At 64.7% G+C, this 19,605-nt stretch carries 17 protein-coding genes; 8 read left to right on the top strand and 9 right to left on the bottom strand.

Going from position 1 to position 19,605, the window contains the following annotated elements; translation table 11 throughout:
• Positions 1–111 precede the first annotated feature (111 nt).
• Complete coding sequence (locus tag AC0MRV_RS10330; protein ID WP_472764387.1) at positions 112–1,818, top strand: potassium channel family protein; 1,707 nt, start codon at positions 112–114, stop codon at positions 1,816–1,818.
• 21 nt (positions 1,819–1,839) lie between these two features.
• Here AC0MRV_RS10330 and AC0MRV_RS10325 read toward each other — a convergent pair whose 3' ends face one another.
• From AC0MRV_RS10325 to AC0MRV_RS10305, 5 genes are all read right to left on the bottom strand, one after another.
• Positions 1,840–2,874, bottom strand: a complete 1,035-nt coding sequence (locus AC0MRV_RS10325; protein ID WP_472764386.1) for a D-alanine--D-alanine ligase family protein — start codon at positions 2,872–2,874, stop codon at positions 1,840–1,842.
• Complete coding sequence (locus AC0MRV_RS10320) at positions 2,871–3,884, bottom strand: putative zinc-binding metallopeptidase (protein WP_472764385.1); 1,014 nt, start codon at positions 3,882–3,884, stop codon at positions 2,871–2,873. Before AC0MRV_RS10320 ends, AC0MRV_RS10325 begins: the two co-directional genes overlap by 4 nt.
• An 87-nt stretch (positions 3,885–3,971) precedes the next feature.
• Complete coding sequence (locus tag AC0MRV_RS10315) at positions 3,972–4,556, bottom strand: superoxide dismutase family protein (RefSeq protein WP_472764384.1); 585 nt, start codon at positions 4,554–4,556, stop codon at positions 3,972–3,974.
• A 100-nt stretch (positions 4,557–4,656) separates the two neighbouring features.
• A complete protein-coding gene (locus AC0MRV_RS10310) occupies positions 4,657–5,409 on the bottom strand; it encodes a TonB family protein (RefSeq protein WP_472764383.1) in 753 nt (250 codons plus the stop codon).
• Positions 5,402–6,250, bottom strand: coding sequence for a M48 family metallopeptidase (locus tag AC0MRV_RS10305; RefSeq protein ID WP_472764382.1), 849 nt, complete (start codon positions 6,248–6,250; stop codon positions 5,402–5,404). Before AC0MRV_RS10305 ends, AC0MRV_RS10310 begins: the two co-directional genes overlap by 8 nt.
• Positions 6,251–6,531: 281 nt before the next feature.
• On the opposite strand from AC0MRV_RS10305, the gene AC0MRV_RS10300 reads away from it, so the two are divergent.
• From AC0MRV_RS10300 to AC0MRV_RS10290, 3 genes are read left to right on the top strand one after another with little or no spacing between them, the layout of a single operon-like run.
• Positions 6,532–8,208 (top strand): tetratricopeptide repeat protein, encoded by a 1,677-nt coding sequence (locus AC0MRV_RS10300; protein WP_472764381.1) that lies wholly within the window; start codon positions 6,532–6,534, stop codon positions 8,206–8,208.
• Positions 8,209–8,253: 45 nt separating this feature from the next.
• Complete coding sequence (locus tag AC0MRV_RS10295) at positions 8,254–9,171, top strand: hypothetical protein (RefSeq protein WP_472764380.1); 918 nt, start codon at positions 8,254–8,256, stop codon at positions 9,169–9,171.
• 30 nt (positions 9,172–9,201) lie between these two features.
• Positions 9,202–10,308 carry a hypothetical protein gene (locus AC0MRV_RS10290; protein ID WP_472764379.1) on the top strand — a complete coding sequence of 369 codons (1,107 nt, stop codon included), beginning with the start codon at positions 9,202–9,204 and terminating at the stop codon, positions 10,306–10,308.
• A gap of 45 nt (positions 10,309–10,353) precedes the next feature.
• Here AC0MRV_RS10290 and AC0MRV_RS10285 read toward each other — a convergent pair whose 3' ends face one another.
• The 4 genes from AC0MRV_RS10285 to AC0MRV_RS10270 all read right to left on the bottom strand — a co-directional run bounded on the left by AC0MRV_RS10285 (position 10,354) and on the right by AC0MRV_RS10270 (position 14,889).
• Positions 10,354–11,364, bottom strand: a complete 1,011-nt coding sequence (locus AC0MRV_RS10285) for a vWA domain-containing protein (protein ID WP_472764378.1) — start codon at positions 11,362–11,364, stop codon at positions 10,354–10,356.
• Between the two features lie 12 nt (positions 11,365–11,376).
• Positions 11,377–12,441: a vWA domain-containing protein gene (locus AC0MRV_RS10280; protein WP_472764377.1), complete on the bottom strand. Its 1,065-nt coding sequence runs from the start codon at positions 12,439–12,441 to the stop codon at positions 11,377–11,379.
• A 26-nt stretch (positions 12,442–12,467) separates the two neighbouring features.
• Positions 12,468–13,928, bottom strand: a complete 1,461-nt coding sequence (locus tag AC0MRV_RS10275; RefSeq protein ID WP_472764376.1) for a hypothetical protein — start codon at positions 13,926–13,928, stop codon at positions 12,468–12,470.
• Positions 13,929–14,028: 100 nt separating this feature from the next.
• Entirely contained in the window at positions 14,029–14,889 is an 861-nt protein-coding gene (locus AC0MRV_RS10270; protein WP_472764375.1) for a MotA/TolQ/ExbB proton channel family protein, read from the bottom strand.
• Between the two features lie 190 nt (positions 14,890–15,079).
• On the opposite strand from AC0MRV_RS10270, the gene AC0MRV_RS10265 reads away from it, so the two are divergent.
• The 4 genes from AC0MRV_RS10265 (at position 15,080) to AC0MRV_RS10250 (ending at position 19,596) form a co-directional block, all read left to right on the top strand.
• The gene (locus AC0MRV_RS10265) at positions 15,080–15,655 is read left to right on the top strand and encodes a YMGG-like glycine zipper-containing protein (RefSeq protein ID WP_472764374.1); all 576 of its coding nucleotides are present in this window, start codon (positions 15,080–15,082) and stop codon (positions 15,653–15,655) included.
• A 106-nt stretch (positions 15,656–15,761) separates the two neighbouring features.
• On the top strand, positions 15,762–16,490 hold the full coding sequence (locus AC0MRV_RS10260) for a hypothetical protein (protein ID WP_472764373.1): 729 nt from the start codon (positions 15,762–15,764) through the stop codon (positions 16,488–16,490).
• A 149-nt stretch (positions 16,491–16,639) separates the two neighbouring features.
• Positions 16,640–18,295: a Na/Pi cotransporter family protein gene (locus AC0MRV_RS10255; protein WP_472764372.1), complete on the top strand. Its 1,656-nt coding sequence runs from the start codon at positions 16,640–16,642 to the stop codon at positions 18,293–18,295.
• 134 nt (positions 18,296–18,429) lie between these two features.
• Complete coding sequence (locus AC0MRV_RS10250) at positions 18,430–19,596, top strand: hydrolase (protein ID WP_472764371.1); 1,167 nt, start codon at positions 18,430–18,432, stop codon at positions 19,594–19,596.
• Positions 19,597–19,605: the final 9 nt, after the last annotated feature.

Below are 19,605 nucleotides of genomic sequence, written 5' to 3'. Positions count from 1 at the left end.
CTAGTCACGATGGCCGCGCCGCAAACCACAATCGCACCGGTTTCCGGTTAGGGTTGCGCCCGGTTCCGGGCCTGCTGAACCTCGCGATCGCCTCCCGGCATCGTCCTGCGCATGAAAGCCCTCGGATCCGTCCTCACGACCTTCCTCGAAAGCCGCACCAGTCGCAGCAACCTGCTGACCCTGGGCAAACTGCTGCTGCTCCTCGCCGGGCTGGTCCTGATCTTCACCGTGCTCTTCCACGTGCTGATGGAACGCGAGGACCAACATTACACTTGGATCACCGGGTTCTACTGGACGCTCACCGTAATGAGCACCCTCGGCTTCGGTGACATCACCTTCCACACCGACCTGGGCCGCGGCTTCTCCATCGTGGTGCTGGCCACCGGCGTGATCTTCCTGCTGGTGCTGCTCCCCTTCACCTTCATCGAATTTTTCTACGCCCCGTGGATGAAGGCCCAGGCGGCCGCCCGCGCGCCGCGGGAACTCCCCGCCGAGACCCAGCGCCACGTGATCCTCACCATGCACGGGCCCACCACGAAGCTGCTGACCCGACTGCTGCAAAAGCACCACTACCCCTACTACACGCTGGTCCCCACCCTAGCCGAGGGCCTTGAGCTGCACGACCGGGATGTGCCGGTCGTTGTCGGGGACCTGAGTGATCCCGACACCTACCGCCGCCTGCGGGTCGATCGCGCCGCGATGGTCGTCACGACACTCAGTGACGTGATCAACACCAACGTCACCTTCTCGGTCCGCGAAGTCTCTGAGACGGTGCCCATCATCGCCTCGGCTCGCTCCACCGCGGCCCGCGATGTGCTCGAACTCGCCGGCGTCACCCACCTGCTTTCGCTCAACGAAATGATGGGCCAGGCCCTTTCCCGCCGCGTGCTGGCCGGCACCTCCGTCGCCCAACCCATCGGCAACATCGGCGATCTCGTCATCGCCGAAGCCAGCGCCCACGGCACCACCCTCGCCGGCCAAACCATCGCCTCCTCCGGCCTGCGCGCCAGCACCGGACTCAGCGTCGTCGGCGTCTGGGATCACGGCAACCTGGTGCCACCCACCCCCGATTTCGTCTTCGCCGATGGCAGCCTGTTCATCGTCGCGGGCACCGTGCCGCAGATCGCGACCTACAACGCACTCTATTCGCACGGGAGCACCGGCCCGGACCAGGCGACGAAAACCAGCGTCGTCATCGTCGGCGGCGGTCGCGTTGGCCGGGCCACCGCGCGGGCGCTGGACGAACGCAACATCACCTGGTCGATCATCGAGCGCGACGCGACCCGGGTCCATTTCCCCGAGCAAACCCACATCGGTGACGGCGCCGAGTTTGATGTCGTGGTGAAAGCCGGCATGCACGACGCGACCTCGATCGTCATCACCACCCACGACGACGACACCAACATCTTCCTCACCATCTTCTACCGCAAGCTGCGGCCCCGCACCCAGATCATCAGCCGTTGCACCCACGAGCCCAACGTCGCCCGCCTGCACCGCGCCGGGGCCGACCTCGTGCTCTCCTACGCCTCGATGAGCGCGAACACGATTTTTAACTTCCTGCGCGACGAGGACAACCTGCTGCTCGCCGAGGGCGTGAGCGTGTTCACCGCGCCGGTGCCCGGCTCACTTGCCGGCCAAACGCTCGCCGACTCGCAGGTGCCCGCGCTCACCGGCTGCTCCATCCTGGCCATCGACCGCGACGGGCACCGCGAGCTGCAACCCGGTCCGCAGGCCATCCTGCCGCCTCGCGGCAAACTCGTGCTCATCGGCTCCGTCGCCGCCGAGGAAAAATTCCACGACACCTTCGGCGCCGTGTGATTCGCCCCGCCGCGCGGCGCCTCACAACTGCTGCCGGTAGCTCAGGCCGTTGCGCAGGATGGTGTCCAGCAGGTCCTCGTAAGCGAGACCGCCCGTTTCGACGCCCTCGGCAAAGTCCTCCCCGTAGGCGAGGCAGGGATTGGGGTTCGCCTCCAGCAGGTAGAACTCGCCCGCTTCCGACATGCGAAAGTCCAAGCGCGCGTATCCAGAAAGGAACAACGCACGGTAAATGCGCTTCGAGAGCGAAACGATGCGGCGATGCTGCTCCGGCGCGAGCTCGGCCGGACGCGTCTCCAGCCCCACCTGTTCCTGGTGGGCGTAGCTCCACTTGAGTTTGCTGGTGGCGATGTTGGGCGCACCTTCCGGCAGGCGATGCATGAACAGCTCCCAGGGCGTGAAGGTCTTCAGCCGCTCGTTGCCGATGATGCTCATGTAGAGCTCGCGCCCGGCGATGTATTGCTCGGCGATGGCCGGATTGCCCGACTGGCGATGGATGAGCGCGACGCGTTCCTCCAGCGCCGCGTCGTCGCTGACCACCGACGCGCGCGAGATGCCGACCGAGCCTTCGTCGATGAGCGACTTCACCAGCAGCGGAAACTTCAGCCGCGCCGGTCGCTTCACCTTGCGACCCGGCCGGAAGACACCAAACGCCGGCACCGGAATCCGGTGGTGCGCCAGGATGCGCTTACACAGCGCCTTGTCGTGCGACAGCGTGAGCCCGCGCGGATTGCAGCCCGTGTAAGGCACGCGCTTGAGCTCGAGGAAACTCACCAAGTGCTGGTCGAACAGGACCTGCCCCGCGAACTCCTCCAACATGTTGAACACGATGTCGGGTTGAAACTCATCCAGCGCCGCGCCCAGCACGCCGAGGTCGCTGTAGATGCCGACGCCCCGCACCTCGTGCCCCATCTGCCGCAACGTGGCGATGACATCGAACTCCATCTTGAAGGGCTGGATCTGCTGCTCCGTGAGTCCCTCGACCGAATCGGGCGGCACCAGGTCCTCGTGCATCAGCGCAAGGATGCGCAGCGGCGGGTGATGGCGGCGTTTGCTCATACGGCGATGGGGAAATATCCGGCGTGGGCGACGTGCATGGTGTGCACGGTCAACATCAGCAGCATGCGTTCGCGGGTGCGAGTCGGCGATTCGCGCAGGCGCAGCTTCATCACGCGGCAGCGCTCGGTCATGTTCACCAACAGTTGATCGATCGTATAAGGCGGCACCCCGGAGGCCTCCGCCACCTTGCGGCTGAACTCGCGGCGATGCGCGCGCAGAAAGGCCGACGCGGCCGGCCGCTTGGTGGACTTCGTATCCGCGTCAAAAATACGTCGCAAATCCCGATCGTAGTAGCCGGGCCACTCGACCGAGTAGTGCGCGCGCTTGCGTTCATAGTGCTCCGCCAGCGTAAGCTTGGCCTCGCGGAGCGGTTCGATGTGCCGACGCGTGCGCACCGGCGGCGTTTGGCCGACGAGTTCGGCCATGAGCTCATCGACGTAAAGCAGCTTCTCCAACGCGGGCCAGCCTGCGTAGCGCTTGCGCCACGGGTAACCGGGCGTGAGCCAGACCGCGAAGGTCTCGGCGAAGTCCTCCGCCGGATGCGCCTGGGCATACCAACCGTTGAGGTGATGCACGTAGCGCTTGCTGGCCGGACGCGGGCGGTAGGCGTCGGGATAGGGATCGGTGAAAGCACCGAACAATTCGCGCCAACGCTTGCGCCGGTGCAGGCGAAAGGCGTTGTCAATCGCGTGCCCCGCCTCGTGGCGCAGGATGCGCATGCAGTTGGCCTCGGTCGATCCCTCGGCCTCGAGCATGAACTGCCGTTCGAGTTGAACCAGTCGCGGGTGAGCCAGGTAGAAAGGAACCGCGATACCCGGCACCCCGTCGGGGGTGAACCATTCCTGACTCAGCCAAAAGTGCGGGCGGAACCGGAGGTCCTTGGCCGCGAGCTCCTCGTAGAGTCGGTCGCGACGTTCCGCGACCACCGTGCCATCCACACGCAACGGGAGGTCACAGAGTCGCGTCTCAAGGAGTCGGGCTTCGGAGTAGGTTTGCCAACGGCCGGCCATGGGGTGCGGGCAATGTGTTGGGCCGCACCGCGTTCGTCGAGCGACGAGTCGCGTGTTGCGCCACCGCGCGCGGAATAGGGTCCTGGCTCAGGGCGTGCCGATGATGCCGATCACGCCACCCGCGACACGTCCACCGGCGTTGCCCGTCGGCTGGCTGGTGAGGTCATCCTCGCCGGCGTGCACAATCACGCCGCGGCCGATGATCGAGTGCTCGCCCGCCAGCGCGAGTTTGGGATCCACGAAGTCCGCGTGGGCATGGCCATTGGCATCGGCCTCAAGGTTGCCCAGGTCGCCCACGTGGCGCATGGCGGAGTCCGGCCCGGCGTGGTCGTGACCCGTCGGGTTGAAGTGACCACCCGTCGAGGTGAGGTTGGCGGCGGAGAGGTCGCCCTTCTGGTGGACATGGAAACCATGCTTGCCGGGCGTGAGACCGCTGACGTCGGCCACGACGCGCACGCCGTGTTCAGTCTGTTCAAACGTAACCGTGCCGCTCACGCCGGAGTCGTTGCCAGCCACGAGCACCGCGATGGCCTTGTAGCCGACCGGCGCCATTGCGGCGGGTTCATCGTGACCATGCCCATGGGATTCGGCCCGGGCCGGCAAGGCGACGGTGAGCAGGAGTGCGCCAGCGAGGGCGGCGGAGCGAAGAGAGGAGGCGAAGGAAGACATCATCGTGCGATCAGGGTTGGAATGAAACGGGTTACAAACTACGCGGGCCTTGGCCCGACGTCCACCCTGCAGCCCAATTTTGCCCCGGCGCGCCGTAGATCCGTCACTTGTCCGGCTCGCTGACCGCCCGATCCCACTGCTGCTGCTTCTTTTCGTCGAAGTGGTAGGAGACCGCCATGGTGACCGGCACGGGTTCGCCGGTCGTCTCATCGAGGTGCGGGGAAAAGTCCAAGCTCACGGTCGCGGCCAGCGCCGAGGCGATGAAATGCGGATCGTCACCGACGAGGATCTCGGGGTTCACGACGTCGCCATGTTCGTCGATGACAAAACTTACGACGACTTCGCCGCGTTTGCCGGTGCCGTTGAGTTGCGGCGGATAATACGGTTCGATCCAGGCAGCCGGCTCGGGCCAAATGCCCAACTCATCGGCGTCGACCGGCGGTTTGTCCTCCATTTTCCGAAAGACGTTGCGACCGGCCCATTTGCTCAAGGGGTCGTTCTGCCGCACCACAAAGAGCACCGGCATACGCACACGCTGCTCGACCGGCAGGCCGTCGCGACGGGCTGGGGAAAAACGCCAGCGCGGCACCACCGCCTTCACCGCTTCGCCAAACTCCTTGTGGGTCGCGTAACGGATCTCCGGGTCCTTGGCCGCGCCATAACGGTCGACCACGAAATGCACGTCGACCTGCCCCTCGACGCCCGCATCGCGCAGGTCCGACGGGTAGTTGGGCTCGACCGGCCGCGTGAGGCGCGGTGGGTCCACCTCATCGTCGGCGGCAAAAAGCGACAACGTCGCCGCGCATGCCAGCAGCACGCCCAAGCGACCACGGAAACGTGAAAGGGGATTATTCAATGACGATAGGATTAGCCGAGTCGCCGCCACCTTCATAGATCTTGATGGCCGCAGGCAGGAGTTCGTTAAGCCGAATCTGCCGCTCCGGGAAGTCCGGATGATTGGCCAACCAGGCGCCCGGACCCGTCACGCCCTTGGCGGCCTGGTCTTCCTCCATCTTGATCAGCAGTTCCAAAGCCTGTCGCGGGTCGTAGCCCGCCCGGGCCATGTAACTGAGACCAATTTCATCGGCCTCCAGCTCCTTGCCCCGATCGAAGGCCGCCTGCGTCATGGCCTGCACCCCCGAACCGGCCGACCGGCCGACGCTCGGCATGTAGACCCCCACTCCGCCGATCGCGCCGCCGACCCCGATCGAGGTCGCGGTGCCCAGCGGCGAGAGCAGCATCTTTTGGGAGAAACGTTCGTGCGTGTGCTTGGCCGCGACGTGCGCGATTTCGTGGGCGATGACCGAGGCCAGCTGGTCCTCGTTGTCGCAGAAATTGATGAGGCCGGAAAACACGCCGACCTTGCCGCCCGGCAGCGCAAAGGCGTTCAACACGCTCGGAGCGTCAAAGACCACAAACTCCCAATCCGCCAGCGGCACGTCCCAAAAAACGGTGCGGGAAAGCCGTGCGCCGATCTCGTTGACCACCCGAATCTGCGCCGGGTTACGCGAGATCTTGTTCATCTTTTTCATCTGCTCCCACTCTACCAGGGCCTTCTCCTTCACGTCCTGCTCATCCACCAGCGCGACGGCGTTGCGCCCGGTGACCGGGACATTGTAGCAACCGGAAAATCCGAGCACGGCGACCAGGAGGCCCAGCAAGAGAGGGGACGAAAAACGGGGGCGGCGACGAGTCATGGGGTGGTTCGATCCTGCGACGGGAAAACGAAAGACATGAAAGCGGGAAGCGGGAAGGCCCGAAGACCAAAAACCGCGCATCAATGTTCCACTGCACCTATTTTGGCAAGGCACTGGCTACATTCCGGGAAATCATGCGCGATTTGAAACCATCCGACACCTTGAGAAATCGACGCGAATCGGCTTTGGTGCAAATTCGCTTCCACGACTGAACAAACGCTCCGCCCCGCAGTCCAAGGCCGTCTCCGCGCTTTTTACCTCAGCCACCCCTTCACCAAACCATGTCCGACAAACCAAACCCAAAGCACCGGGTCATTGATTGGAATCCAGCCGCACACCAAGGCGCCACCCAGGCCAATAACTCCGGCCGCACCAAGCTCTTCGCCGCGATCGCGATCATCGCCGTGGTCGTCGCCGGACTCGCCGTGGCCTATTCCTTCCGGGCCCCGCCCGGCGGCCCCGGAAGCGAGGCCGCCGTCGCCGCCGCGCAAGCCGAGCGGGAGCCCGCCTATGTGAGCCGCGGTCGGGCCGAACTGGCCTATGAGACTGCCAAACAAACGTTGACCGGCGTCCGCAAGCTGCCCGCCAACCACCCCAACCTCCTGCAGGAAATCGCGCTCATCGAGAAGGCCTTCATCGCCGCCGAGGGCCTCATTCAGGACGAGCGCTACAACGAGGCCTCCACCGCCCTCGAACGCGTGACCGGCCAGATGGCGGAGTTCACCGAGACGGTCGAGATGCAGCAAAACGCCAACAAGCGCTACGACGACCTTTACAGCCGCCTGCGCACCGCCGAGCGCGTGAAACAATTTGATCCCGCCGCCTACGACTCCGCCTACGCCTCGATCGGCGAGGGCCGCCTGCTTCTCGAGCAGGGCTCCTTCCGCGCCGCCTGGCAGGCTTTCGACAACGCCGAAGACACCCTCGAGGACTTCGAGTCGCGCAAAGCCACCTTCGTGGCCGACAACATTCGGGACGGCCAAAAAGCCCTGACCGAGGGCGATCGACCGGCCGCCGAATCCGCCTTCCAAGCCGCCCTCACCTACGACAGCGCCAACGACACCGCGCTGCGCGGACTCGATCGCGCCAAGACCATCGAACAGGTTCACGCCTTGCTCGAAACTGCCCAGGCCGCCGAGGCCGTCGCCGACTACGACACCGCCATCGCGGCCTACGAGGAAGCCTTTGCCCTCGATCAGTTTTCCACCGTCGCCCAACAGGGCGCCTCCCGCGCCAAGGCCGATCAGAAGGAAGCCCAATTCAACGGCTTCGTGACCGCCGCCGAAACCGCCGCCGCCGCCGAGGATTGGGCCACCGCCATCGAGCGCTACGAAGACGCCCTTGAGGTCTACCCGAAGAAGGACGAGATCAAAGACGCCCTCGCCAACGCCCGCGTCGAGTTCCACGACGCCCAGGTCTACAACACCCTCGCCGAGGCCTACGACCTTGAACGCGAATACAAGTGGGACGAGGCCCGTGTCGCCTACGAACGCCTGCTCGATCTCGAGCCCGAACACGAGGATGCCATCGAGGGACTCATCCGCGTCGGCAAAACCGTCCGGGCCAAACTCGAATACGAAAAGCTCGTCGAGCTCACCCAACAGCTCGTCGACATCGCCGATTTCCAAGGCGCCATTCGCCGCTTCAACGAAGCCATGGCCAGCAAACCGGGCTACCTCGAGATCACCCCCGACGTCGCCCGCATCCGCGCGACGCTCGAGCTCAACAGCCGCCCGGTGAACATCACCTTCCTCTCCGACTCCCGCACTTGGGTAAGCATCACCAATTTCCAAATGCTCGGTAAGATCCGCGAAGAAACCGTCGCTCTGCCCCCCGGCGACTACGAGGTCGTCGGCCGACGCAAGAACTACCGCGACGTCCTGCTGAAACTCAAAGTGCGCCCGCAGATGTCCACCAATCAGGTGTCGGTGGTGTGCAATGTGCGCGCCGACTCCTGAGCCCCGTCTCCCTAAACCCCGCTCGATTCACCCCCCCCCCACGCCATGCGCCCGCATCTATCCCGTCCGCATCTCGCGGCCCTCGTCGCCTTGGCGGGTTCGCTCGGATGCGCTCATGCGCTGGCCCAAACCGAGCTCCCGCCGCTCCAGGCCACGCCCCGTCCGACGCTCGAACGCCCGCCGGTCTACGACCTTCCCTCCACCACCACCTCGAGTTCTCGTTACCCGAGTTCGTCGAGCAGCCGTTCGACCTCCGGCGGTATTCCCGACACCAGCATCTTCAACGGGTCGGGATTCCCACCCGAGGAACGTCCCGAACAAGGCCTCATCGCCCAGTTCGAAATGCCGGGCCAACCGCAACCGTCCACCCAGGATGTGCCCGGCCCCGGCGACCAGAAAGGTGGCGGCGGCGAGGGCCCCGGCGGCGACGCCTCCATGAACAGCGGCGGCCCCGACGGCATGCAGGTGGCCGGCCCACAGATGCCGGGCCTCAACCTTCCCGGTCTGCCGATCCCGTCCATGGGCGGCGGCGGCGGCCTGCCCGGCGGTCCCAGCCTCCCTTCCCTGCCCACGCTCGATATGGGCGATCGCGGCAAACAGGGCCAGAGCGGCGGCGAAGGCGAAGAAGGGGAGGAAGGCCAACAGGGCCCGGGTGGACAGGGCGGTGAAGGCAGCGAAGGCGAACCGGGCCAGCAGGGTCCCGCCGGCGCACCGTCCGACCAACAAGCGCCCCAACTCGCCGGCCGCCAAGGCCGCCAACTCGAGAAGCCCGACGCCGTGCAGATCGGCGACGAAGGTGCCAAACTCGCCGAAGCCGATGTGCCGGTGGTCGATTCCAGCCGCACCATGGACGGCAACGCCAAAGGCGAAGACCGCATGGCCATCAAATCCGCCGCCGGCCAACAATCCGGCGAACGCGGCTCCGGCTCCGAACGCGGCATCGACATCCCCTCCAATCTTTAACCGTTCCCCAACCCCAAGGAACCCCGCCCCATGAACCGCGCCCATCGTCGCCTGTTTTTCACCGTGAGTCTTGGCGCCATCTTGGCGCTGCCCGCGGTGCTGCACGCTTTCACCATGGTGCTGCCCACCGAGGCCATTGAAGCCGCTTGGGAACTCGATGCCGAAGAATTCAAGCAGGAGTATCCGGGTATCGACTTCACCGACCAAAGCCTCTCCGACGAGGGTTGGTATGTGCGCTATCGGCACGAGAACCTGACCTACTTTTTCGGTCCCGTGCAGGACGAAATCAAGGTGCGCGAGCACGAGAACAAGATGCACGAGCTGCGCAACACCCTCGTGATGAAGGACGCCGCGCTCGGCAGCAGCACGGTCGACGTCGTCTTCTACACCTACGACCCGCGCAAGGTCCCGGCCGGTATGCGTGGTGGCCAGGGTGGTCTCGGCGGCAACGGCATGGCGGTCGACGGCTCCGACATGGGCGACGGCACCGGCGGCGAACAGGATCGCGGCGACGGCATGGGCGACAACCCCGACGGTTCCGATCCCTACGGCAACGGCCAGGAACTCGCTCAACTCACCTCGATGGGACAGGGGCAGAGCCAAGGCCAAGGACAGGCCCCCGGCAGCCCCGCCATGGTCGTGAACGGTGGCCAAAATCAGGGTCAACAATCCGGTTCCCAAGGCCAGCAAGGCATGGGCCAAGGCCAGGGCCAACAGGGTCAGCAGGGCCAGATGGCGCAGCTCGGTCAGATGCCCGGCATGCAATCCAGCCAAGGCCAGGGTCAGGGCCAATCGCAGTCTTCCTCGTCGTCGCAAAGCCAGTCGCCGTCCTCGTCCTCGAGCCAAGGCCAGGGTCAGGGCCAACCGCAGCTCGCGCAGCTCAACCCGATGCCCGGGCAACCGTCCAACAGTATGGGCATGCCGTCCTCGAGCAGCAGCTCATCTTCCTCTTCAAGTTCCTCGTCCTCCTCTTCGTCTTCGTCGAGTTCGTCTTCATCCTCGTCCTCTTCGTCGAGCTCGAGTTCCAGCAGTTCCTCTTCGAGCAGCTCAAGCCAACCGCCGTCACCGGATTCCAAGCCAGGCAGCAGCGTCGATGTCGTGGAATTCCTGCGACGCCTGCTCGGCCTGGGCGGTTGAGGATGTCACCGGGGAGCGCGGTTTCGCCGAAACCCCCAGGGGGCATCAGCGTTCCGTGCGCACCGCGATGAACGCGCCGTCGTGCTTGAAAGCGACCTCGCGCATGAGGTTCGCGTATTTCATCCCGGTGTGCGCGCCCATGAGCGGATATCGCAACACCGTCGGAAATCCCACCGCGCTGATCGAGACGTGGCGTTTGCCGTCTTCCTTACGCGGATTGATCATCTCCAGCCGCTGCAACACGGGTTCGGCCTTGCCGGTGAACTCGTCGCCAAAGACGAAGACCGCCATGTGCATCTCCTCGTTATCCGGCTGATAGAGTGAGCGGATTGCGCGGAAAATACCGGGCACCGGATTCGAGTTACTGAAGTAGGGGTAGTTGGCGAGGACGCGCAGCGCGCCTTCGCGCGTGCCGGGGTCGTCGTCGAGCCAGATGCCCGGTGTGCCCGGCAGCATGAAGCGGCCGTCGGCGTCGAGGAACTGCACGCCTTTGATGTCAGGGTAGCTGTCGAGCACGTTGCGAATCTTCTCCACCGCAGCCGCGTGCAGGTTGTCGGTCGCCGTGTCGCGCATGCTGCCCGAGGTATCAAAAACGAACGCGATGTAATTGCTCTCCACCGGCAGACCGACCGGCAGGTTGATGTCGGGCAACTCCATCTCCACTTCGAGCTCCTTTTGCATCGAGGCGATCTCGGTCTTCTCCTCCTCCAGCTCGATCATCAATTCCCCGCGGCGCGCCTCCAGCATGGCCTTCTCGGTGCTGAGCTGGTCGATCATGGCGCGCAGCTGCGCATTGAGGGACTCCGCGCTTTGCACGACCTGCGCGGTCACGGCGGCGACGCGCGCGGCTTCGGTCTTGTCCGCGTCGAGCTGCTCCATCTTGGAAAGCCGCCGCTGGGTGACTTCCTGAAACCGATCGCGCAGCGACTGGATCATTTGATTGGCCGAGCCCATCGTGATGACGAAGAGCAGCACGATCGCGCCGAAACCGCAGCAAATGCAGTCCAGGAACGACAGGCCGAAGTCGGCGCCTTCACGTTTGTTGCGGGGTCTCATGCGAAACGAAAATCAGATGTCGGGCCAGGACGGCGCGGGGCTCACGAGCGCGCCCTTGGTCTTGTCGGCCAATTGCCAGAACAGGAAGGGCGAAGCCGGGTCGCCTTCGAGCGGATAAAGGATGGTGTTGACCGGGATATCCGGCGCGGCGACGCGCTGGGCCGCCTGGAAGAAACGCACGCGATCTTCGTCGGACACGAACTCCCCGGAAGCGTAGGAATCGCTTTGCGTCGGCAAGCCGTCGGTCAGCATCACCAGCGAATCCGGCACCGCCGGCAGTCCGCGGATTTCGAGGAAGGCGCGTTCGAGGTTGGCACCGCCCTGCGGCACGTAGTTCTCCAACTCCTCCAGCACTTCGCGAATCGTCTCGCCATCGTCGCGGGCAATCCAGTCGAAGGAGTAGCTCTCGATCAGCGGCTTGGTCTCCTCGTTGAAAAGCATCACTTGAAAGGAGGACTCGGCCGGGAGCGACGAGATCAGCCAACGCATTGATCGCACGACCCGCTGCCACTTTTGGGAGTTTCGCTTCTCCTCGTCGCTCTTCGACTGCATGGCGACGGCTTCCTCGATGGTGTCGCCCACCATGCTGCCCGAGGCGCGCACCAGGAAAAGGATGTATTGGCCCTCGAGCTGGAAACCGGTGAGGTATTGGCGGCGCTTGACGTTGGGAATCGGCACCGGGTCGGGCTTCTCGGCGGTGGCGAGTTCTTCCTTGGTCTCCAACTTTTCGTCGAGGTCCTCCTGCAGTTCGCTCAGGTCATTCATCAGCTTGGCCAGCGTCTCCTGGAGTTCCTCCTGCTCCTGCTTCGCCTCGGTGTTCATCTGCTTCAACTCCTCCGAGCGCGTCTGGTTCACCTGGGTGACGACGTTGAGTTCCTGAATCTCCTGCTCCTTGCTCTTCACGTCGAATTCGAAGCGACCGACGACTTCGCGGATGTCCGCCATTTGCTTTTCCTGGGCGTTGCGCTGCTTGCCGGCGACCAGCACGAACAACAGCAGCACGCCGCCGAAACCGCAGCAGATGCAGTCCAGGAACGAGACGCTGAAGATCGGGGTGGAGCGGCGCTTGCGCGGCATGGGAAAAACAGGGCGTAGGCCTGGCGTCAGACGGCGCCCGGGCGGCGTTCGGCGGCGATGATCAAATCGACCTCCTGGCCATTGGATCGCAATTTCACGCGGTCACCGGTCGCGACGCGCAGAGGCGGCACGCCCGTGGCCGGAGCTTCGATGTGCCACTCGCCCGCCTCGCGGTTGAGCCGCACATCGACCGCGCCGAGGCGACCCAGCGCCTGCACGGCCGGCTCGCCGTTGGCGGCGCTGTGCAGGACGGGCGGCAGGGCAAAGAGAGAATAGGCGGAGCCGTCCACCACGAGGTGGCTCGGCGCGAGGCCGGGCACGGGATGCTCGGCCGCAAGATGCACGATCTCCAAGGCACCGCCACCGGCGCCGCCGCCGCTCGAGAGCGTGACCTCGCTCACCACCGGCACTTCGGTGACATCGCCACAGGGTTCAAATTGCGCGGCAAACCGGGCCGCGCCGCGCGCGGCGGCACCGTCCTTGATCTGCACGACGCGCTTAAAGCCGCGTTGACCGAGCGCATCCTCCAAACCGGGCAGCAAGCGCCCGCGCGAGGCGATGACGACCGTCACATCCTTGGTCGCCAACGAGGCGTCACGGAGGAACTTCACGGCCGCATCGGCCCAGCCCTGCTCCATCGGCGCAAGATCGCGCAGCAACGCCTCGCGCGGGAAGGCGGCCTGGTGCACCCGGGTGGCGGTGTTGATGGAGTAGCGCACATCGGCGCCCCCACTGGCCGCGAGCAACTGCTCGCGGGTCTGGTCGTAAAAGGCCTGCTCGAGTTCGCGCTGCGCCGTGACATCAAACGCCGTGGCGCGCAGGAAGCGGTTCCCCATCGAACGCATCAGCCCCTGAATGAGCGGGATGTAACCCAACCGCGGCAGGCGCAGGTGGCGACGACGGTGCATGCGGCCTTCGCCGTCGTTGGAAAGCAGCGACATCGCAGCCGAGTGCAGGTGCACATCGAGGTAAAGCAGGCGCCCCCCCGTGAGGCCGGCGACCGATTCGGAGTCATTGAGCGAGGCGGTGGAAAGTCCGCTGATGCTCGTGAGCGGCATGCCGAGGTCGCGCGCCATGGCGAGGATCATGCCCATGCCCGGGTTCTCGTGATCGGCATCGCCCAGCAGCGAACCGGGCATGGCGAGCGCGACACGTTCGGGTTTGCCCACACGCGACACCAAGTCCTGCCAAAACTCGCTCAGAAAGGCGTAGGCGAGTTCCGAGTAGGCCGGGACGCGCGGCGGCCCTTCCATGTCCGACGGCGCCAAAGACAAGTGCTCCCAGAAAACATGGCTGGTGGCGCGCGGATGGAGCCGTGATTGCTCCTCGGCGGCCCGGCCGAAGACGAGCTTCGTGCCGTCCCAAGCAGCGAAGGCGGGCCATTGGCCGTCGAGTTCATTGACCGCTGTCTCGGTCGTGCCATCGGGTGAAACCGTGGCGGCGTTAAAGCCGAAATCGGAAAACTCTATTCCACAAGCGTAGGCCATGATCGTCGGGGAGGGTTGGGAGAAAGAAGGGAAAGCGTAGTCGAGAGGGGGAGCGGATTGACGGCGTCGAACCGGTTAAAGCGGCGACCCGGTCGCGGGCTCAGACAAAGGTCTCGTCGAGCTCATCGCGGGCCGGAACCTTCATGAGATCCACGATCTTGTGGCGGCAGTATTCCTGGAAATCCTGGATAAGGTTTTCCTGCCGTGATTGGAGCAGGTGGAGCAGGAACATGAGGAAGATGCTCAGCACGAGCGCGACGAGGGTGGAGTTGAACGCGACACCGAGCGAGTTCGTCACGCCGGAGAGGTCGTTGCTGCGCAGCACCTCGTCGGCCTGTGCGAGGGCGTCACCGATACCGCGCACCGTGCCGATGAAGCCCACCGAAGGGATCGCCCAGGCGATGTAGCGCACGAGCGAGAGGTTGGAGTCGAGTTCATCGGCCGCGAGCTGCGCCTGCTCCTGCACCGCCGCCGAGGAGTCCTGAATCGAATGGGTGGCATGAAAGCGCTGCAGCGCCGCCAGCACGAACTTGGGCAGCAGCCGGTGCGCCAGGCTGCGCTGCTGTTCCAGAATGCCCTGCACCTCCTTGCTGTGTTCCAGCGCGGCCTCGGGCAGGATGCGTTGACCCACCTCCAGATTCATGAAGTCGCGGCTCAGCATTTTCTGCTCGCGCGAGACCAACCATAGTTTGTGCGAAAGCAGAATCGTCGCCCAAACCATGAGCGTCAGGCACGCCTGCTGCTCGTAGTCCTTCAGGATGACGACAAAATTTCGCTGTGAACTCTGGGCATCCTCATCACCGCGATCGGCCAGGATGCGACGGGTGATCTCCGCTTCCGCCGCTTGGGGACGGATGTATTCGCTGTAGAGGAGCCAGATTCCGACTACCGCAACGATCAGACCAACACTTTGAATGAGAAAATCTTGGGTAAAGAAGCCGCGCGAACGAGCTGGGGTCATGGGGGTATGAGAGCGTGAACGAGGTTAAATGTGCCGTGGAAAGTTCAAAAAGTCTTTGTGAACATTTGAAGGGACGAACGTGTCGGACAACGTTCCGCTGGTCGGCCTTGCGTCGAACATCGTCCTATCTATCGTCCCCAACACCCCAATGGCTACCGGCATTGCTGTGAATTTCAACCGTTGCTCCCGAATGAGGTCCGTTCTCGCCACCGTCACCCTGCTTTCACTCGTCACTTTCAGCGGCTGTCAGGTCGCTCCCTCCAAAACCGCCAAGGGCGCCGGCATTGGTGCCGCGGGTGGTGCCCTCGCCGGCGCCGCCATCGGTAACAACACCGGTTCCGGCAATGCCGGCTCCGGCGCGGCCATCGGCGGCGCGGCCGGCGCCATCGTCGGCGGCATCGTTGGCGCCGTCCAGGAAGCCAAAGAACGCAACCAGCAGGACCGTCTCGCCCAGGAACGTGCCTACCAACAGGAGGTCGCCCGCCGCCGCCAGGAAGAAGCCCGCCTCAAAGAGCAGCTCGAAGAGGAACTCGCCATCGCCCAGGGCTTCCGCATCACCGACGCCGAGCTGACCGAGGCCCAGCGCCGCGCCGACGAAACCAGCTCCCGCCTCGCTGAGCTCAAGGCCGAGCGCGAGTGGGCGCTGAACCGCAAGAAGACGCTCGACGAGACCGAGGCCAAAATCGCCGCCGAACAGGCCGAGATCGCCCGCCTCGAAGCCGAGCTCGCCGAGCTGCGCGGCGAAACCACCGCCTCCACGCCCTGACCCCGACGCCCTCGCTGGCCGGTCTCGGAACTCCGCCCCACCTTCTGTGTCACTGCCCCTTTCCCCGCCCCGACTCGCCTCCACTCGACCCTTCCACTTCTCCGCCATGGCCACCGCGTCCCTCCCGTTACGACTCACGCGCGCGCTGTTGATCACCGCCGGAATCCTGCTCCTGGCGGGATGCCAAACCAACAGCTACGACGTTAAAATCAACGCCATCGCCAACAAGGACAAGGCGTCGGGAACGTCCTACCGTATCGTCACCAAAAACGGCGGCGATCCCCGCACCGACCTGCGCACCAAGGAGGCCGTCGACTACGTCCGCGCCGCCCTCTCCGGCCGTGGCCTCTATGAAGCCCCGAATCCGGAGAACGCCGAGATGGTCGTCGAAGTCGACTACGACGTCGAACCGCCCCGCGTCGAATTTGAGACCCGCAAGGTCCCGGTCTTCGCCCGCATCGAAGGCGGCATCCGCTCGATGATCATCCCGACCCGCGACTCCTCCGGCCGCGTGGTTTACCGCCGCGTCTCGGTCATGGACCCGCCCTCACAGGAGCTCATCGGTTTCGAGGACAAAACCATCCCGGTCACCGTCTACGAAAAATACCTCCGCGTCTCCGCCCGCGAAAACGTCTCGAGCGGCGACGACTCCCCGCCCGAACAACTTTGGAGCGTTTACGTCTCGAACGAGGCCGAGGACGACGACATCCGCAAGGCCCTCCCCGTGCTCGCCTCCGTCGTGGTCGACTACATCGGCGTCACCACCGACAAGGACCAGGAGGTCAAGGTGAACTCCGAAGACCCCGAGGTCGCCTTCATCAAACGCGGCATGTGACGCCAGCGTGAACACATCGTTCTCGCCCCCCGACCCGGCCCAAGCGGCCGGGTTTTTTGTGCTCGGAGGCTAATGTTTCGATAACGTGACATGAGAATTGCCCCACCCCGCCGCGTCCGCCCACCCTCTGCCCGCACAAACCCTCCAGCATGATCGGCACTCTCTTCGAAATCCTCGGCTCCCTCGGCATGTTCCTCTTCGGCATGAAGGTCATGTCGGAAGCCCTGCAGAAACTCTCCGGCGAAAAACTTCGCGCCCTCATGCGCACGATGACCGGCAACCGCTTCCTCGGCGTCGGCACCGGTTTCCTCGTGACCTGCCTCGTGCAGTCCTCCTCGGCCTCGACCGTGATGATGGTGAGTTTCGTCAACGCCGGCCTGCTCACCGTGGTTGAAGCCATCGGCATGATCATGGGCGCCAACCTCGGGACCACCACGACCTTCTGGATCGTCTCCTTCCTCGGCTTCAAATTCAGCCTCTCGTCCATCGCCCTGCCGATTGTCGGCTTGGCCATGCCGCTCATCTTCTCGCGCAAGTCCACCCTGCGCGACACCGGCGAATTCCTCATCGGCTTCGGCATCCTCTTCATCGGCCTCATGTTCCTGAAGGACTCCGTGCCCGATATTCGCAACAACCCCGGTCAGGTCGCCTTCATTCAGAACTTCACCGGCCACGGCCTGCTGTCGGTCCTCTTCTTCTTCGCCTTCGGCACCATCCTCACCGTCATCGTCCAGTCCTCCTCCGCCGCCGGCGCCATCACCATCACCGCCGCCGCCAGTGGCTGGATCGATTTTCCCACCGCCGCCGCCATCATCCTGGGCGAAAACGTGGGCACCACCATCACCGCCAACATCGCCGCTCTCGGGGCCAACACCAACGCCAAGCGCGCCGCCCTGGCGCACTTCATCTTCAACATCATCGGCGTCTGCTGGGCCATCATCCTGTTCATCCCGCTCACCAAGTTCTTCGACGCCATCGTCCCCGGCGACGCCTTGGTCCCGGCCAATATCCCTTTCCACCTCGCCGCCTTCCACTCCGGCTTCAATATCATCAACACCGTGCTGCTGATCGGCTTCGTTCCCCAGATCGGCAAGCTCGTCACCCGTGTCATCAAGGACCGCAAGACCGGCGGCGACCACCTGAAATACGAGAACACCTTCCTGCCCCAGACCGGCGAGCTCAACCTCGCGGAGGCCGAGGAGGACGTGCAAAAGATGAACAAGCTCACGCACGACCTCGTCACCGGCTTCGTCGAACTCTACGAAAATCCGAACGAGAAGATGGGCGACCGGGTCAAGGCGCTCAAACAGCTCGAGAAGGATTCCGATCGCATGGCGATCGAAACCACCGACTACCTGCTGCGATGCTCCGCCGGCAGCGTCTCCGACGCCTCCCGCGCCAAAATCTCCTCCCTCCTCCGCGTCATCGCCGAGCTCGAGGACATGTGCGACCGCGGCTACCGCCTCGTCCTGCTCGCCGAGCGCCGCTACCGCAAGAAGCGCGAACTCCCCGCCGAAACCATGACCCAGGTCCGACAGTTCGGCGACATCGTGCTGCGCTTCGTTGACTTCACCTCCACCTGCCTCCGCCGTGGCGTGCAGACCTCCGACATGGAGACCGCCTACCAGCTGGAGAACTTCATCGATCAGTTCCGCAAAAACCTGCGCAAGGAATCCATCGCCCGCATGCGCACCAGCGGTGACCTCGTGAAGGCCGAAATGCTCTACATCGACATCCTCAACAACATGGAGGCCATCGGTAACCACTCCCTCAACATCCTCCAGGCCCTCCGCCACCACGACTGAGACCCACGCGATCGACCGGCATCCCCCGATCTTTCTCTTAAGTCTTTCTCTTTCTCCCCTCCCCCAAGCCCGCCCTCAACCGGCGGGCTTTTTTAGGATTTAGAAATTAGGATTTAAGATTTCCCTTCTCCCCGATGCCGGACCTTCCCGACGCTCTCGCCGCTCCTTTCGATCCCGCGCCGCTCCTCGATCGCCTCTGCGCCTGGAGCGCCATCAATTCCGGTTCGGATCATCTCGCGGGGCTGACGCGCATGGCCGACGCCCTCGAGAACGCCCTCCGCGAGCTCACCCCTCACGTCGAACGCGTCCCTCTCGATGCCGCCGGCCGCGTCGCCCTGCGCGCCACCTGTCGCCCCGAGGCCACCCGCCGCATCCTCTGCTCCGGCCACTACGACACCGTTTTCGAGGCCGGGGACCGCTTTCAATCCGCCCGCCTCTCTGCCGACGGCAAACGCCTGCACGGCCCCGGGGTCGCGGACATGAAAGGCGGCATTGTCGCGATGCTCGCCACCCTCGCCGCCTTTGAACAAACGCCCGCGGCGTCCAACCTCGGTTGGACCATCCTCCTCACGCCCGACGAGGAAACCGGCTCCACCGCCTCGCGCCACCTGATCGAAGCCCAGGCGCCGGACCATCAACTCGCGCTCGTCTTCGAGCCGGCCCGCGAGACCGGCGCCATGGTCCGCGCCCGCGCCGCCACCGCCATTTACGAGCTCGAGATCCACGGCCGCGCCGCCCACGCCGGCCGCGACCCCGCCGCCGGCCGCAACGCCATCATCGCCCTCGCCGAAATCTGTCTCGCCCTCGACAAGCTCCCGGTCGCCATCGCCGACCTGTTGGTCAATGTCGGCCGCATCGAAGGCGGCGGCACCGTCAACATCGTGCCCGCCCACGCCACCGCCGCCATCAACGCCCGCGCCGCCACCGCCGCCGCGATGGACGCCTTCGACACCGCCATCCGCCGCCTCGTCGACCAGCTCAACACGCGCGACGGCTACCACGGCACCCTTACCGGCGGCTTCAATCGCGGCCCCCTGCAATCCACGCCCGCATCCGAAAAACACTTCGCCGCGCTGCAGGACTGCGCGCTCGAGCTCGGCCAGCGCAAACCCGACTGGGTCGCCGTCCAGGGCGGCTCCGACGGCAACCTCCTCCATGCCGCCGGCCTCACCGTGCTCGACGGCCTCGGCCCCATCGGCGGCGGCCTGCATTCAGAAAACGAATACATCGAGGTCGCCAGCCTCACTGACCGCGCCCGCCTCGCCGCCCTCTTTCTCCACCGCCTCGCTTCCTCGAACTAACCTTCTCCC

Source organism: Actomonas spartinae, from assembly GCF_051209155.1.
In the GTDB taxonomy this organism is placed as follows: Bacteria; Verrucomicrobiota; Verrucomicrobiia; order Opitutales; family Opitutaceae; genus Actomonas.
The sequence above is the reverse complement of the archived record's forward strand: the minus strand, read 5'-3'. Positions and strand labels throughout refer to the sequence as shown.